15 protein-coding genes are annotated in these 14,957 nt (G+C 66.2%); 8 read left to right on the top strand and 7 right to left on the bottom strand.

Annotated elements, in window-relative coordinates; all coding sequences use genetic code 11:
* Positions 1 to 142: 142 nt before the first annotated feature.
* The 5 genes from E8L99_RS11780 (at position 143) to E8L99_RS11760 (ending at position 5,561) form a co-directional block, all read left to right on the top strand.
* A complete protein-coding gene (locus tag E8L99_RS11780) occupies positions 143 to 1,912 on the top strand; it encodes an acyl-CoA dehydrogenase (protein WP_137099715.1) in 1,770 nt (589 codons plus the stop codon).
* 23 nt (positions 1,913 to 1,935) lie between these two features.
* Complete coding sequence (locus E8L99_RS11775; RefSeq protein WP_137099714.1) at positions 1,936 to 2,682, top strand: enoyl-CoA hydratase-related protein; 747 nt, start codon at positions 1,936 to 1,938, stop codon at positions 2,680 to 2,682.
* A 237-nt stretch (positions 2,683 to 2,919) separates the two neighbouring features.
* Positions 2,920 to 3,795 (top strand): SDR family oxidoreductase, encoded by an 876-nt coding sequence (locus E8L99_RS11770; protein WP_137099713.1) that lies wholly within the window; start codon positions 2,920 to 2,922, stop codon positions 3,793 to 3,795.
* 393 nt (positions 3,796 to 4,188) lie between these two features.
* On the top strand, positions 4,189 to 4,758 hold the full coding sequence (locus E8L99_RS11765; RefSeq protein ID WP_137099712.1) for a 5-formyltetrahydrofolate cyclo-ligase: 570 nt from the start codon (positions 4,189 to 4,191) through the stop codon (positions 4,756 to 4,758).
* Entirely contained in the window at positions 4,758 to 5,561 is an 804-nt protein-coding gene (locus tag E8L99_RS11760; protein ID WP_137099711.1) for a TIGR00282 family metallophosphoesterase, read from the top strand. Before E8L99_RS11765 ends, E8L99_RS11760 begins: the two co-directional genes overlap by 1 nt.
* Here E8L99_RS11760 and E8L99_RS11755 read toward each other — a convergent pair whose 3' ends face one another.
* The gene (locus tag E8L99_RS11755; protein WP_137099710.1) at positions 5,562 to 5,852 is read right to left on the bottom strand and encodes a hypothetical protein; all 291 of its coding nucleotides are present in this window, start codon (positions 5,850 to 5,852) and stop codon (positions 5,562 to 5,564) included.
* Positions 5,853 to 5,857: 5 nt separating this feature from the next.
* Positions 5,858 to 6,898: a 1-aminocyclopropane-1-carboxylate deaminase gene (locus E8L99_RS11750; protein ID WP_137099709.1), complete on the bottom strand. Its 1,041-nt coding sequence runs from the start codon at positions 6,896 to 6,898 to the stop codon at positions 5,858 to 5,860.
* Positions 6,899 to 7,073: 175 nt separating this feature from the next.
* Between E8L99_RS11750 and E8L99_RS11745 the strand changes: the two genes are divergently transcribed.
* From E8L99_RS11745 to ribB, 3 genes are all read left to right on the top strand, one after another.
* Positions 7,074 to 7,592, top strand: coding sequence for an Lrp/AsnC family transcriptional regulator (locus tag E8L99_RS11745; RefSeq protein ID WP_137099708.1), 519 nt, complete (start codon positions 7,074 to 7,076; stop codon positions 7,590 to 7,592).
* A 248-nt stretch (positions 7,593 to 7,840) separates the two neighbouring features.
* Entirely contained in the window at positions 7,841 to 8,926 is a 1,086-nt protein-coding gene (gene aroC, locus E8L99_RS11740) for a chorismate synthase (RefSeq protein WP_137099707.1), read from the top strand.
* A gap of 288 nt (positions 8,927 to 9,214) precedes the next feature.
* The gene (ribB, locus tag E8L99_RS11730) at positions 9,215 to 10,540 is read left to right on the top strand and encodes a 3,4-dihydroxy-2-butanone-4-phosphate synthase (RefSeq protein WP_137099705.1); all 1,326 of its coding nucleotides are present in this window, start codon (positions 9,215 to 9,217) and stop codon (positions 10,538 to 10,540) included.
* Positions 10,541 to 10,717: 177 nt separating this feature from the next.
* Here ribB and E8L99_RS11725 read toward each other — a convergent pair whose 3' ends face one another.
* The 5 genes from E8L99_RS11725 to E8L99_RS11705 all read right to left on the bottom strand — a co-directional run bounded on the left by E8L99_RS11725 (position 10,718) and on the right by E8L99_RS11705 (position 14,857).
* Positions 10,718 to 11,674 carry a GNAT family N-acetyltransferase gene (locus E8L99_RS11725; protein ID WP_137099704.1) on the bottom strand — a complete coding sequence of 319 codons (957 nt, stop codon included), beginning with the start codon at positions 11,672 to 11,674 and terminating at the stop codon, positions 10,718 to 10,720.
* Between the two features lie 146 nt (positions 11,675 to 11,820).
* A complete protein-coding gene (locus E8L99_RS11720; RefSeq protein ID WP_137099703.1) occupies positions 11,821 to 12,084 on the bottom strand; it encodes a hypothetical protein in 264 nt (87 codons plus the stop codon).
* 143 nt (positions 12,085 to 12,227) lie between these two features.
* Positions 12,228 to 13,727 (bottom strand): phosphomannomutase/phosphoglucomutase, encoded by a 1,500-nt coding sequence (locus tag E8L99_RS11715; protein WP_137099702.1) that lies wholly within the window; start codon positions 13,725 to 13,727, stop codon positions 12,228 to 12,230.
* Between the two features lie 117 nt (positions 13,728 to 13,844).
* A complete protein-coding gene (locus E8L99_RS11710; RefSeq protein ID WP_137099701.1) occupies positions 13,845 to 14,069 on the bottom strand; it encodes a hypothetical protein in 225 nt (74 codons plus the stop codon).
* Between the two features lie 149 nt (positions 14,070 to 14,218).
* The gene (locus E8L99_RS11705) at positions 14,219 to 14,857 is read right to left on the bottom strand and encodes a response regulator transcription factor (RefSeq protein ID WP_137099700.1); all 639 of its coding nucleotides are present in this window, start codon (positions 14,855 to 14,857) and stop codon (positions 14,219 to 14,221) included.
* Positions 14,858 to 14,957 lie beyond the last annotated feature (100 nt).

The raw sequence follows: 14,957 nt of genomic DNA, 5'->3' as shown, positions 1-14,957 counted from the left end.
GGTTGGGGTGGGGTGCTCCGCTCGGCCATGCCCGAACCCAGGGCCCCTTTTTGCCGCAGCACCAATTGCCACTCCCCCTACCGGCAACCTTGCCCGTCCCCCTCCCCCGACCTAAAGATCACGCCAAAGGGAGAGCCTTCTCATGACCTATCGCGCGCCGGTCGGCGACATTGCCGCCACCATGAAGTCGGTTGTCGGCCTGGAACAGGCGATTGCCGGCGGGCTCTATGGCGACCTGTCGATGGATGTGGTGGACGCCGTGCTGGAAGAGGCGGGCAAGTTCGCGAGCGACCGCATCGCGCCGCTGAACAAGGTCGGCGACAAGCATGGCACGCCGTTCAAGGACGGCGTGGTTACCATGCCGCCGGGCTGGAAAGAGGTCTATACCGACTGGGCCGCCGCCGGCTGGAACGGACTGATGGCGGAAGCCGACTATGGCGGGCAGGCCCTGCCCTGCCTCATCAACGCCGCCTGCCTCGAAATGTGGAACGCCGCCTCCGGCGCCTTCGGCCTGGGGCCCCTGCTGACCCAAGGCGCGATCGAGGCGATCTCGGCCCATGCGGCCCCCGAGCTCCGCGCCAAATATCTGCCGAAGATGGTGTCAGGCGAATGGACCGGCACGATGAACCTGACCGAGCCCTCGGCCGGTTCCGATCTTGCGGGCATGCGCACCAAGGCGGAGCGTGCGGGCGACGGCACCTATCGCATCACCGGCTCGAAGATCTACATCACCTACGGTGAGCATGATCTGACCGACAACATCATCCACCTGGTGCTGGCCCGCCTGCCCGATGCGCCCGCTGGTACCAAGGGCATCTCGCTGTTCATCGTGCCGAAGTTCCTGGTAGGCGACGACGGTTCGATCGGTGGGCGCAACGATGTCCGCTGCAATTCGATCGAGCACAAGCTGGGCGTCCACGGCTCCCCCACCTGCACCATGGTCTATGGCGATGCGGGCGGCGCCATCGGCTGGCTGGTGGGCGAGGAAAACCGCGGCCTCGCCGCCATGTTCACGATGATGAACAATGCCCGCCTTGCGGTGGCGCTGCAGGGCGTGTCGATCGCCGAGCGGGCGACGCAGCAGGCCTTTGCCTATGCGAGCGACCGCCGGCAGGGCCGCGCGCCGGGCTATACCGGCGAGGGCATGGGGCCGATCATCCTGCATCCGGACGTCAAGCGCATGCTGATGACCATGCGCACCTATACGAGTGCTGCGCGCGCCATCTGCTACATGACCGCATCGGAAATCGACCGCGCCCATCTCGGGCGTACCGAGGCGGAGAAGAAGGCCGGCAATCTCCGGGCTTCGCTGCTCACCCCGATCGCCAAGGCCTTCTCCACCGATATCGGCAATGAGGTGGCATCGCTTGGCGTGCAGGTGCATGGCGGCATGGGCTTCGTGGAGGAGACGGGCGCTGCCCAGCACATGCGCGACGCCCGCATCTACGCGATCTACGAGGGCACCAACGGCATCCAGGCGATCGATCTCGTCACCCGCAAGCTGCCGCTGGAAGGCGGCGAGGTCGCCAAGGCCGAGATCACCCGCATGCGCGCGGTGGCGGCCGAGGTCGCCAAGGTCAATGCGCCGGGCTTCGGCCGGACCTCTGAGCGGCTTGTCGCGGCGATCGACAGCCTGGAGCGCGCGACCGACCATCTGCTGGCGGCGCTCAAGTCCAACCCCGCCGATGCACTGGCGGGCGCCACGCCCTATGGCCGGCTGTTCGGCCTGGCGCTGGGCGGCACGGCGCTCGCCGAGAAGGGTCTCGCGGTGCTCGGCGACGACCCGCACCAGCATGTCGCCGCGGCGCGCTTCTTTGCCGAGAACCTCGTACCGGCCGCCTCGGGCCTCGAGCTTGCCGTCACCGGCGGTGGCGACGGAATCAATGAGATCAACGTGCAGTTGGCCGGCTGACGCCGAACACAGGAAACGCCCCCATGAGCGACCACGTCACCATCACCCGCCACGACAAGGGCGTGGTGCTCGTCCGGATGAACCGGCTCGACAAGAAGAACGCGCTGACCGGCGCCATGTACGACACGATGCGCGGCGTGATCGAGAATGCCGGGCCTGAGGGCACCCGCGTGGTGGTGTTTGCCGGCGGGCCCGGCTGCTTCACTTCGGGCAATGACATCGCCGATTTCATGGCCCGCTCGACCAGCGACGTGAAGGGCTCGCCGGCCGGCGATTTCATCACGGCGCTCGCCACCGTCGAGGTGCCGATGATCGCCGCGGTGGATGGGCTCGCCATCGGCATCGGCACGACCATGGTGTTCCACATGGACCTCGCCTATGCGAGCCCGCGCGCCATGTTCCGCATGCCCTTTGTCGATCTCGGCCTGGTGCCGGAGGCGGCCTCCTCCATCCTGATGCCCGAGACGGCAGGCCTCAAGAAGGCGGCCGAGCACATCATGCTGGCCGAGCCCTTCGGCGCGACGGAAGCCGAGAAGATGGGCGTGATCAACGCCGTCGTGCCGGAGGCCGAGCTGGAAGCGAAGGCGCTGGAGGCGGCGTTCAAGCTGGCGTCCAAGCCGCCGCAGGCGCTGGCCCATACCCGCCGTTTGCTGCGCAGCAATGGTGCAGCATTGCGCGAGCGGATCAAGCTGGAAGGCTCGCTGTTTGCCAGCCAGCTGAAGACCGACGAGGCCCGGCAGGCGTTCATGGCCTTCATGAGCCGGAAGTAAGCCAGTAGGCGCAAGACGGCGGGCCTTCGACCCCGCCAGTCTCATCATGATCCTTCGAGGCTCGCCTGCGGCTCGCACCTCAGGATGAGGTGAGAGGGTGAAGGCGGCGAGACAAGGGTGAGGATTGTCGTGCTGACGGCTCGGCGGGCTCCCTCCGCACCTCATCCTGAGGTGCACCGGAGCGCCAGCGACGGTGCCTCGAAGGACCCTTCCACGCCACGCGACGAGGAGAGAAACATGACCCTCAAGGGCAAGACGCTGTTCATCACCGGGGCCTCGCGTGGCATTGGCCTCGCCATCGCTCTGAAGGCGGCGGCTGACGGCGCCAATATCGTGGTGGCCGCCAAGACCGACACGGCGCATCCGAAACTGCCGGGCACGATCCATTCGGCGGCCGCCGAGATCGAGGCCGCCGGCGGCCAGGCTCTACCCTTAGTGGTCGATGTCCGCGAGGAGGAGAGTGTCGCCGATGCCATGGCGAAGGCCGCCGAGCGGTTCGGCGGCATCGACATCGTCGTCAACAATGCTTCCGCCATCATGCTGGCGCCGGTGGAAAAGCTCGACATGAAGCGCTTCGACCTGATGCATCAGGTCAATGCGCGCGGCACGTTCCTGGTGTCGAAACATGCCATTCCGCATCTGCGCTTAAGCGCCGCTGCCGGGCGCAATCCGCATGTGCTGATGCTCTCGCCGCCGCTCGACATGAAGACCCGCTGGTTTTCCGGCTGCACCGGCTATTCCATGGCCAAGTTCGGCATGAGCATGGTGGTGCTGGGCCTTTCCGGCGAGCTGAAGGGGGTGGCAGGCGTCAACGCGATCTGGCCGCGCACCGCCATTGCCACCGCCGCGATCAAGAACATTCTCGGCGGCGAGGCGCTGATGGCGCAGAGCCGGACACCGCAGATCCTGGCCGATGCGGCCCATGCGATCCTGACCAAACCGTCGAGCTTCACCGGCAATTTCCTGATCGACGACACGTTCCTCTACGGCGAGGGCGTGACGGACTTCGACCAGTACCGCGCCGACCCGACCAAGGCGCTGGCGCCCGACTTCTTCGTGCCGGACGACATTCCCCCGCCGCCCGGCGCTACGTTTGGCCCGCTGAAGGGGTGAGGTCGGGCAGTACCCTTCACCCTCCCCTGGAGGGGGAGGGTCGACCGAGCGAAGCGAGATCGGGGTGGGGTGAAAACCCCAGCCGCAATGTCACCCCACCCCGCGCCTCGCGAGATGCTGGTGCATCTCGCTCAAGGCGCGACCCTCCCCCTCCAGGGGAGGGTGAAGGAGAGATCGCGCTTCTGATGATGGGCCCTCTCCACACCTCATCCTGAGGTGCGAAGGAGCGTCAGCGACCGAGCCTCGAAGGACCAATTCGGACAAGCGGAGAGCGATCCTTCGAGGCTCGCTCACGCTCGCACCTCAGGATGAGGCGTGGAGAGAGTTCGGCGAGAGCGGCGGACGGTCGGCCCTGCTACACTTCCTTTCGCCCTTCCCGATTCCACCGGCCCCATGTCCGCTGCCCTCAAAGCCCAACTCCGCGCCACAGCCCTGGCCCGCCGCGATGCCCTCGATCCGGGCTTGCGCATCGAGGCGGCGCTGGCGATTGCCGAGGCCTTTCCGCTGGAGCGGATCCCGGTCGCCGGACGCATTGTCTCAGGGTTTCTGCCAATCCAGTCGGAGATCGATGCCCGCCCGCTGATGGATCGCCTGCGTGCGGCTGGCGCGCGGCTGGCGCTGCCGGCTTTCCCTGACCGGAAGGGTCCGATGATCTTCCGCATGCTGGAGCGCGGCGCGGAACTCGTCCCCATGGGGTTCGGCACCTATGGGCCGGGACCGGAGCAGCCGGAGGTCCAGCCCGAGATCCTGCTGACGCCGCTTGCCGCCTTCGACGTTCGTGGCAACCGCATCGGCTATGGCAAGGGCCATTACGACCAGGCGATCGCCCGGCTTGATGAGATCAGCCCGCGGATCGCCGTCGGCCTCGCCTTTTCCTGCCAGCAGGTTGACGCCGTGCCATCGGAGCCCCATGACCGCAGGCTCGATTTTCTTCTCACCGAGACCGGATTCAGGGCCTTCTGATGCGCCTCCTTTTCCTCGGCGATGTGGTCGGCAAGTCCGGCCGGGTCGCCGTCACCGAACGACTGCCGGGCCTGGTGCGCGACCACGCGCTCGATTGCGTCGTGATCAATGGCGAGAATGCCGCCCATGGCTTCGGCATTACCGAGGCGATCTACCAGGAACTGCTCGATGCCGGCGCCGATTGCGTGACGCTCGGCAACCATTCCTGGGACCAGCGCGAGGCCATGGTGTTCATCGACCGCGCGCCGAGACTGGTGCGGCCGGTGAACTATCCCAGCGGTACGCCGGGGCGCGGCGCAGCCCTCGTGCACACCCGCAACGGCGCTCAGGTGCTGGTGGTCAATGTCATGGGCCGGGTGTTCATGGATGCCATGGATGACCCCTTCGCGGCGGTGGAGCGCGAGATCGAGGCAGCCCCGCTCGGCCGAGTCGCCGATGCGATCGTGGTCGACATCCATGCGGAGGCGACCAGCGAGAAACAGGTCATGGGCCACATTCTCGACGGCCGCGTGTCGCTCGTCGTCGGCACCCACACCCATGTGCCGACCGCCGACCATCGCGTGCTGCCGGGCGGCACGGCCTATCAGACCGATGTCGGCATGTGCGGCGACTATGATGGCGTGATCGGCATGGACAAGGCCGAGCCGATGCGGCGCATGCGCGAGAAGACGCCGGGCGGCAAGTTCGAGCCGGCAAGCGGTGTCGCCACGCTGTCGGGCATCATCGTCGAGATCGGCGCGAATGGACTTGCGACAGCGGTGACGCCGCTGCGCGTTGGTGGGGCGCTGTCGCAGACCGCCTGATCAGGGAAACAGCGCGCTCGCCGAGGCCAGCGCGCCGTCCTCGACCAGGTCGATGCGCCGGACGCTGACCGGCACGGGATGACCGGGCAGCGACAGGAACTCCGCCGTCCGGCCCGCCTCGCCGTCGCGATGAACCCGCACGGCGACGGTGCGTAGTCCGGCGGCGCTGTCGATGCCGGCGAAGACCAGATGGCCTTCGCCGCGCGCGTCAATCAGGGCCACCCGGTCCAGAAGGGCCTCCCGCGTTGCGGAGGCCGCTTCCGGAAAGCTGCAGAGCAGGATGACCGCCATCTCCGTCAGCCGTTGCGGAAGAGGTAGCTGTAGCCGTTGATCGCCGGCACGCCGCCGAGATGGGCGTAGAGCACCTTCGAACCCTTGGGGAAAAAGCCCTTCTTCACCAGGTCGATCATGCCCTGCATCGACTTGCCCTCGTAGACGGGGTCGGTGAGCATGCCTTCGGTGCGGGCCGAGAGGCGGATCGCCTCGACGGTCTCGGGCGAGGCCAGGCCGTATTCGGGATAGGCATAGTCCTCGTTCAGCACGATGTCGGCATCGGTGATGGCCCGGCCGAGGCCGACGAGATCGGCGGTACGCTCGGCGATCCGCTTGATCTGCGCGCGGGTCTCTTTCGGCGTGGCCGAGGCGTCGATGCCGATGACGCGATCAGCGCGGCCATCGGCGGCAAAGCCCACCACCATGCCGGCCTGGGTGGAGCCGGTGACCGAACAGACGATGATGTAGTCGAAGGCGAAGCCGAGCTCGGCTTCCTGCGCGCGCACTTCCTCGGCAAAGCCGACGAAGCCGAGGCCGCCATATTGATGGTCGGAGGCGCCGGCCGGGATCGCATAGGGCTTGCCGCCCTTGGCCTTGACGTCTTCCAGCGCGTTTTCCCAGCTCTGCTTGAACTCGATGCCGAAGCCCTCGTCGACCAGTTCGACATGGGCGCCGAGGATGCGGCTCATCAGGATATTGCCGACGCGGTCATAGACGGCGTCGTTCCAGTTGACCCAGCTCTCCTGGACGAGGCGGCACTTCATGCCGAGCTTGGCGGCGGTGGCCGCCACCTGGCGGGTGTGGTTCGACTGGACGCCGCCAATGGTGACCAGCGTGTCGCAGTTCTGCTTGATCGCCTCGGGGATCAGATATTCGAGCTTGCGCAGCTTGTTGCCACCGAAGGCGAGCCCGCTGTTGCAGTCCTCGCGCTTGGCCCAGAGCTCGACGTCGCCGCCGAGATGGGCGGAGAGCCGGTCGAGCTTTTCCAGCGGCGAGGGGCCGAAGGTCAGTTTGTGGCGGTCATATTGGTCGAGCTTGAGCTTGGTGGCCGTCGTGGTCTTCATCGCAATGCCTCCGCTTCGCCGCACGAGGACAGGCAATCCGGCGAGGGATGGCATCGGATCTCCTGCGGGCAATCTGATGGGACAATCCTGCCATGGGCGGCCCCATTTCGGGTTGCGAAGTTGCGCAAGAAATTGTCTGATGATTGCGAGAATTCTCAGCCAATGAGCAATCGGCATGAAGAAACCATCACCGCCGCGCAATCTGAAGTCGCCCACCGTCGCGGAACCCGAGCCGCTCGACCGGATCGACCGGAAGATCCTCAACCGGCTGCAGCGCAATTCGGCGATGCCCAACCAGGATCTCGCCGCCGAGGTGGGTTTATCGACGGCTCCGACGTCGCGCCGGGTGAAGCGGCTGAAGGAGGACGGCTACATCACGCGCGAGGTGGCGCTGGTCGATCCGGCGCGCGTCGGCAGCACCCTGGTGGCCTTTGTCGGGGTCGAACTCGACCGCCAGCGCGAGGACGTGCTGCGCTCGTTCGAGCGGCACATCGCCAACCAGCCGGAGGTGCAGCAATGCTATTTCGTCTCCGGCGAGACGGATTACCTGCTGGTCGTGGTGGTCCGCGACATGGACCATTACAACAGCTTCGTGCGCAGCGTTCTGGCCAACGAGCACAACATCAAGCGCTTCCGGTCGAGCTTCAACCTGCAGCGGATCAAGTTCGATACGGGGATCTATCTGGAGGAGTGAGGGACGATTGGGGACCGTTTGCGCCCGCCTGGCACCCCACCCCAACCCTCCCCGCAAGCGGGGCGGGAGCCGATCGCGCCATCGGAACCATGGCGATCGTCCCCTGGCACGGCGGTCGTCGCGGAAGCGGGCTCCAGCCCCCTCCCCTCATCGAGGGAAGGGTTGGGGTGGGGTGACAGGCGGACATTAGACAGACCGCGTCCTCCCGCCGCTTGACCCATCCGCGCCTTCCCCCTAATCCGCACGCCATGTCGCACAACACTTTCGGCCACCTGTTCCGCGTCACCACCTTCGGCGAGAGCCACGGGGTCGCAATCGGCTGCGTGGTCGATGGCTGCCCACCGCGCATTCCGCTGACCGCCGAAGACATCCAGGCCGATCTCGACCGCCGCAAGCCCGGCACATCGCGCTTCACCACCCAGCGCCGCGAGGCCGACGAGGTGAAGATCCTGTCGGGCGTGATGGTGGACGACAATGGCGTGCAGGTGACGACGGGGACGCCCATTGCGCTGCTGATCGAGAACACCGATCAGCGTTCGAAGGACTATTCCGACATCAAGGACAAGTTCCGTCCGGGACATGCCGATTTCACCTATGAAATGAAATATGGCATCCGCGACTATCGCGGCGGCGGGCGCTCCTCGGCGCGCGAGACGGCCTCGCGGGTGGCGGCGGGCGCGATTGCGCGCAAGATCGTGCCCGGCCTCGATGTGCGCGGCGCCCTCGTTCAGATGGGCCCGCATGCCATCGACAGGTCGCGCTGGGACTGGGACCAGATTGGCCAGAACCCGTTCTTCTGCCCGGATGCCGAGATGGCGACGTTTTATGAGAGCTATCTCGACGGCATCCGCAAATCTGGTTCGTCGATCGGCGCCGTGCTGGAGATCGTGGCGGAAGGCGTGCCAGCGGGGCTTGGAGCGCCGATCTATGCCAAGCTCGATGCCGATATCGCTTCGGCCCTCATGGGCATCAATGCGGTGAAGGGCGTCGAGATCGGCGACGGCTTCGGCTCGGCGGCGCTGTCAGGCGAGGAGAATGCCGACGAGATGCGCATGGGCAATGACGGCGTGCCGTTGTTCCTGTCCAACCATGCCGGCGGCATTCTCGGCGGCATTTCGACGGGCCAGCCGGTGGTCGCGCGTTTTGCCGTGAAGCCGACCTCGTCGATCCTCACTCCGCGCCTCACCATCGACAAGCATGGTGCCGAGGCCGACATCCTCACCAAGGGCCGCCACGACCCCTGCGTCGGCATTCGTGCCGTGCCGGTGGGCGAGGCCATGGTGGCGTGTGTGATCGCGGATCATTATCTGAGGAACCGCGCGCAGAACGGGTAGGATTGGTCTTGGGGCACCTGCAACTGACGCGTCAGTCCCTCCACGTCATGGCCGGACTTGTCCCGGCCATCCACGTCTTCTCGGCGCCCTAGACTCAAGACGTGGATGCCCGCCACAAGGGCGGGCATGACGAATTGGAAGGGTCGGTTCGGCAAGTGTGCCCTCCCCACTTGCGAGGAGGGTTGGGGTGGGGCATTCGACCGATTTCATTCACCCTTGCTGAAATGCACGGCTGTATCTGCACAATTTCAGTTTGACTGAAATTCTCACTCGCCCCATCTTCTCCCCATGAAGCTCGACATCTGGCTCACCCGTGCCGGCCTGACCCGGTTCGCCTTCGCGAAGACGCTCGGCGTCTCGCCGGCGACCGTGACGGCTTTGTGCAATGGCGAGGCGCCGTGGATGTCGCGCGAGACGGCCGCCCGCATCGCCGAGATCACCGGCGGCGCCGTCACCCCCAACGACTTCATCGGCCTGAAGGGGCCGCAGGATCTGGAGCTTGCCATGCTGGAATCAACCGAACGCGTGAAGGCCGCCCTCGACGCCTTCGCCAAGGGACAGATCGTGGTCGTGACCGATGACGATGACCGCGAGAACGAGGGCGACCTGATCGTCGCCGCCTCGCTCTGCACGCCCGAGCAGATGGCCTTCATCGTGCGCCACACGTCGGGCATCGTCTGCACGCCGCTGACGCTGGACGAGGCACGGCGCCTGCGCCTCGATCCCATGGTGTCGTCGAATGACTCACCCCATGGCACCGCCTTCACCGTCTCGGTCGACTATCGCCACGGCACAACCACCGGCATTTCGGCCGATGACCGCACCGCCACCGTGCGCGGCCTCGCCAATCCCAATGCTGGCGCCGTCGATTTCGTCCGGCCCGGCCACATCTTCCCGCTGATCGCCAAGGATGGCGGCGTGCTGATGCGCTCGGGCCATACGGAGGCTGCCGTCGATCTCTGCAAGCTCGCAGGGCTCCCGCCGATCGGCGTCATCTGCGAACTGGTCAATGACGATGGCACGGTGACCCGCGGCCAGCAGGTGCGCGATTTTGCCGCCAAGCATGGCCTCGTGCTGGTCTCGGTTGCCGATCTCATCAAGTACCGCCAGGCGCGCGACCGTCTGGTGGAGCGGGCTGGCGAGTTCACCGTCGACACCCCGTTCGGACCGGCCCGCGGCATCGCCTATCGCACGCCCTATGACAAGGTGGAGCATCTCGCCGTGGTGTTCGGCGATATCGAGGCCGGCCAGCCGGCGCTGGTGCGCCTGCATCGCGAGACGGTGCTGCGCGACGTGTTCGGCAAGAACCGCGTCGCCGAGCGCGCCATGGCGCAATTGTCGAAGCGCGGCGGCATCATGATCTATCTGCGCGACGGTTCGGCCGGCGTGCCGGCGCAGTCGCTGGCGGCCAGCGCGCCCGCCCCCGATATCCACGAGAGCCATGGCTCGGCCAAGATGCGCGACGAGCAGTGGCGCGAGATCGGCCTCGGCGCACAGATCCTCCGGGATCTCGGCGTCAGCCAGATCACGCTGCTCGCGTCCAAGAGCCGGCACTATGTCGGGCTCAACGGCTTCGGCATCGAGATCAAGGATACGGAGATGCTGGAGGGGTGAGGGGCGGTCGGGCGCATCTGTCCCCGGCACCCCACCCCAAATCTCCCCTCACGAGGGGAGGGAGAAGATCGCGCCACCGACACGATTGCGCGCGAACTCTGCAAGAGGCGGCACATAACCCCCTCCCCGCTTGCGGGGAGGGTTGGGGTGGGGTGACAGGCGCGAGCCCCTACCCCCTCACGCCGCCTGGCGTTCGGCGCCGCCGCCGAAATGCTCGACATAGCGCGGGTGGATCGCCTCGACCGGCAGCACCACCAGCACGTCGGTGGTGCCGAACTGGTGGTCGACCACCGCGCCGTTGCCGATATAGGCGCCGAGGCGCAGATAGCCCTTGATCAGCGGCGGCAGGACATGAAGCGTCCGCTTCATGTCGATGGCGTCCTTTGACAGGCGGTCCATCGGCACATGCCGGGCCGGCAGCGGACCGGCGGCCCATTCGGCCGGCGCCTTGGCACAGTGGCTGAGGAAGGACAGTTCCATCGAGAGCGCCTTCGGATCGGTGCCCTCCAGGCTGGCGCAGCCGAACATCACGTCGATGCGGTGGGTGAGCACATAGCTCCAGATGCCCTGCCACAGCAGTTCCACGGTGCGCTTGGTGCGATAGGCCGGCAGCACGCAGGAGCGCCCGAGCTCCAGGAAACGGCGGCCCTTGTGGCGGGCGAGCAGGCCGGAAATGTCGAATTCGGAGGCGGTGTAGAAGCCGCCATGGCGATCGGCGATCTCCTGGCGCAGCAGGCGGTAGGTGCCGACAATGGCCGGGCGCGGCGGACCGAAGCGCGGCCGCTCGATCAGGTCGTGGTCGACGACCACGAGATGGTCGCAGATCGCGTCAAAGGCGTCGATGTCGCGGCGGGCAAGCCTGGAGGGGCCGTCGGCGATCGCCCGCATCTCTTCGTAGAAGACGTGGAAGCGCAAGCGCTGGGCGCGGCGGACTTCCGTTGCATTGGCGGCAAGGCGGACTTCCAGCGAGCCGATGCGGCCAAGCGAGCGGGGTTCGGCGACCCGCGCGGCGCGCGGGCGGATGCCGCCATAGGCGCGCACGATCGGGATGATCCTGCGGCCGTGATCGGCCCAGGCGGCAGGGTTCCATTGCTTGATGAAGGCGTTGCCGCCTCGAGCCTGGGGCGCATTCATCGTCGCTCTCTCCGCCGTGCCGGGCTGCCGATTCGGCAGACCCCGTCCATGACGACCGTGGTCTTACACGGATCGGACACGGCAATGACGATGATGCAACGGAACGGTGACGGAGGCGCCGCGCCAAGGCGACGCGGCCACCAGCCTCAATGGGCCATGGAGAGCGACATCGGCTCGGGAACCCGGCTGGCGCGCGCACCGGCGAGATAGGTGGTGGTGGCGTCCATCATCGAGCCGGAGGCTTCGGCGAGGCGGGCGAGAACCCGCGACTTCTCTTCGTTCGAGAGGGTGCTGTTGCGCACGGCGGCGCCGAACGAGGCGATGCCCGATGTGATGGTGCGCAGGGTCTCGAGTTCGGCAGCCTTGAGGACACCCTTCCTCGGCATGTCGTCGGATGTCGTGTCGGTCATGGCGCCTGCCCCCTGTTGGCGATTGAGACAACGCTCGCATCGCCATGGTTAACGGCAGGTAAATTTAGAGGACCGGCACGGGACTAAATCTTACGGAAGGTGAGGTCGGCAGGCGAGGCCACGCCTCGCCTGCCGACTCGACGTCAGATCGTCTGGTTGTAGGCGCCGACTTCCGGGTTCTCGCGGATCACCGCGTCGACCGCGTGGAACATCTCCCGCATGCGGGCTTCCGCCACCGGGCTCTCCACCACGACGACCAGTTCCGGCTTGTTGGAGGAGGCGCGCACCAGGCCCCAGGTGCCGTCAGGCGCGGTGATGCGCACGCCGTTGACGGTGACGAGATCGACGATCGGCTGACCGGCGACGGTCTCGCCCTTCGCCTTCATGTCCTCGAACCGCTTGATGACGCGATCGACCACCTCGTACTTGATCTCGTCGGCGCATTTCGGCGCCATGGTGGGCGAGCCCCAGGTCTTCGGCACAGCCGCGTAGAGATCGGCCATCGACTTGTCCGGATTGCGGTCGAGCATGTCGATGACGGCGATGGCGGTGACGACACCGTCGTCATAGCCGCGGCCGACGGGCGCGTTGAAGAAGAAGTGGCCCGACTTCTCGAAACCCGCCAGCGCGTTCAGGTCGCGCACCCGCCGCTTGATGTAGGAATGGCCGGTCTTCCAATAGTCGGTCTTGGCGCCGAGGCGCTGCAGCTCCGGATCGGAGTGGAACAGGCCGGTCGACTTCACATCGACGACGAATTGCGAGGGGCCGTGGACCTTGGTGAGGTCACGGGCGAGCATCACGCCGATCTTGTCGGCGAAGATCTCCTCGCCGTGATTGTCGACCACGCCGCAACGGTCGCCGTCGCCATCGAAGCCGAGCGCCACATCGGCGCCGTGATGCTTCACCGCATCCGCCATGGCATGAAGCATCTTCATGTCCTCGGGGTTCGGATTGTAGCGCGGGAACGTGTAGTCGAGCTCGACATCCATCGGGATGACTTCGCAGCCGAGCTTTTCCAGGATCTGCGGCGCAAACGCGCCCGCCGTGCCGTTGCCGCAGGCCGCGATGACCTTGAGCTTGCGGGTGATCTTCGGCCTGTCGGTGAGATCGCGGATGTAACGGGCGGCGAAGTCCTCAATGTAGAGATAGGAGCCGTCGCCGATGAGGTCGAAATCGGCCTCCAGCACGATCTTCTTCAGCGCGGTCATCTCGTCGGGGCCGAAGGTAACCGGACGCTGGGCGCCCATCTTCACGCCGGTCCAGCCATTGTCGTTATGGCTGGCGGTGACCATGGCGACGCAGGGCACGTCGAGTTCGAACTGGGCGAAATAGGCCATGGGCGACATGCAGAGCCCGATGTCGCGCACCTTGCAGCCGGCGGCCATCAGGCCGGTGATCAGGGCGAGCTTGATCGACTGAGAATAGGACCGGTAGTCGTGGCCGACGACGATCTCGCGCTTGACGCCCATGCGGCCGATCAGCGTGCCGAGGCCCATGCCGACGGCCTGGACGCCCATCAGGTTCAGTTCCTTGCCGAAGAACCAGCGCGCGTCATATTCGCGAAAGCCGGTGGGCTTCACCATGGGCAGCAGTTCATAGGCTGCGGTGTTCGGCGTCAGTTCGGCGGAAGGTTTCGGGAACATCAGGAACTCTGACCTTTGCGACGACAAGGATAAGGGTGCGATGCGGTATAGCATCGCCGGGCGCGACAGGACATGCCATGGCAAGGATGAACGGCCGGTGAGCGCCAAACGTTCCGCTCAGGCGGCGCAGGCGAGCGGCGGGGCGATCCGATAGCGTTGCAGGACGAACGGCGCTTCATCCAGCGTCATGATGCGGAGTTCGCGCGCATCGGCAAGCAAGACCTTCAGGTAGTCCTCGATGGCAACGAGATCGCCGGTATCCAGGCGCAAGGTCAGGCGGTCGGTGACGATCTCAAGAATATGGCCGCGATAGCGGGCATAGAGCTGCGGTTCGTCCGGCATGACCAGCCTCCGGTTCGCGGGAATGCGCATGCCTTGCCCACGAGCGGACCCGATATCCGGCTGGCTCGTTCATATGCTTGAGGATGATCCGGGACTGCCGGTCTATCAAGCCGAAAGGCCGGACGGACCGGACCTTTCCCCAGCGCCGTTCAGCTGAAGCCGGTGCGCTGTTCGTCGTAGATGACGCGCACCAGATCGGCGGCATTGCGCGCGCCGAGTTTTTCCATGATGCGGGCGCGGTGGACCTCGATGGTGCGTGGGCTGATGCCGAGGCTGCGGCCAGCCTCCTTGTTGGAGGCGCCGCGCACCAGTTCCTGCAGCACGTCGCGCTCGCGCGGGGTCAGCAGGCTCGCGCCTTCCGGCCCGAGGGCTGCCACGGGGTCGGCACGCTCGGCGCGGCGGCGCGAATGATTGGCCAGCGCATTGGTGATCTGGGCGACCAGCCGGTCGAGATTGAACGGCTTCTCGATGATGTCGGTGGCTCCGGCCTTGATCGCCTCCACAGCCATGGGGATGTCGGCATGGCCGGACATGAGGATGATGGGCCCCGGAAACTTGCGGGCATGGAGATGGCGCAGCACGTCGAGGCCACTCGGGCCCGGCAATTGGACATCGACCAGCAGGATGTCTGCGGAACGGTGCTGCAGGGCCTGGAGCAGGCCCGGCCCGTCAGCAAAGCCGGAGACGCGGAAACCGGCCTGTTCGAACACAAGCCCCAGCGCGTCACGAACGGATGGATCGTCATCAACGAGGTAGAGATCGGCCCCCTGGCCCGGTTCCGCCCGCATGACAGGTACTCCCGCTGGATGAACTCAAGCTTGCGACAAGCTGGAGGATAGCGGGCCCCAGCGTCAAGGGCGTTCATGCGGCACTTTACGGATGCGACAA

Source organism: Phreatobacter aquaticus (assembly GCF_005160265.1).
Taxonomy (GTDB): domain Bacteria; phylum Pseudomonadota; class Alphaproteobacteria; order Rhizobiales; family Phreatobacteraceae; genus Phreatobacter; species Phreatobacter aquaticus.
This window is presented reverse-complemented; position numbering and strand designations above follow the sequence as displayed.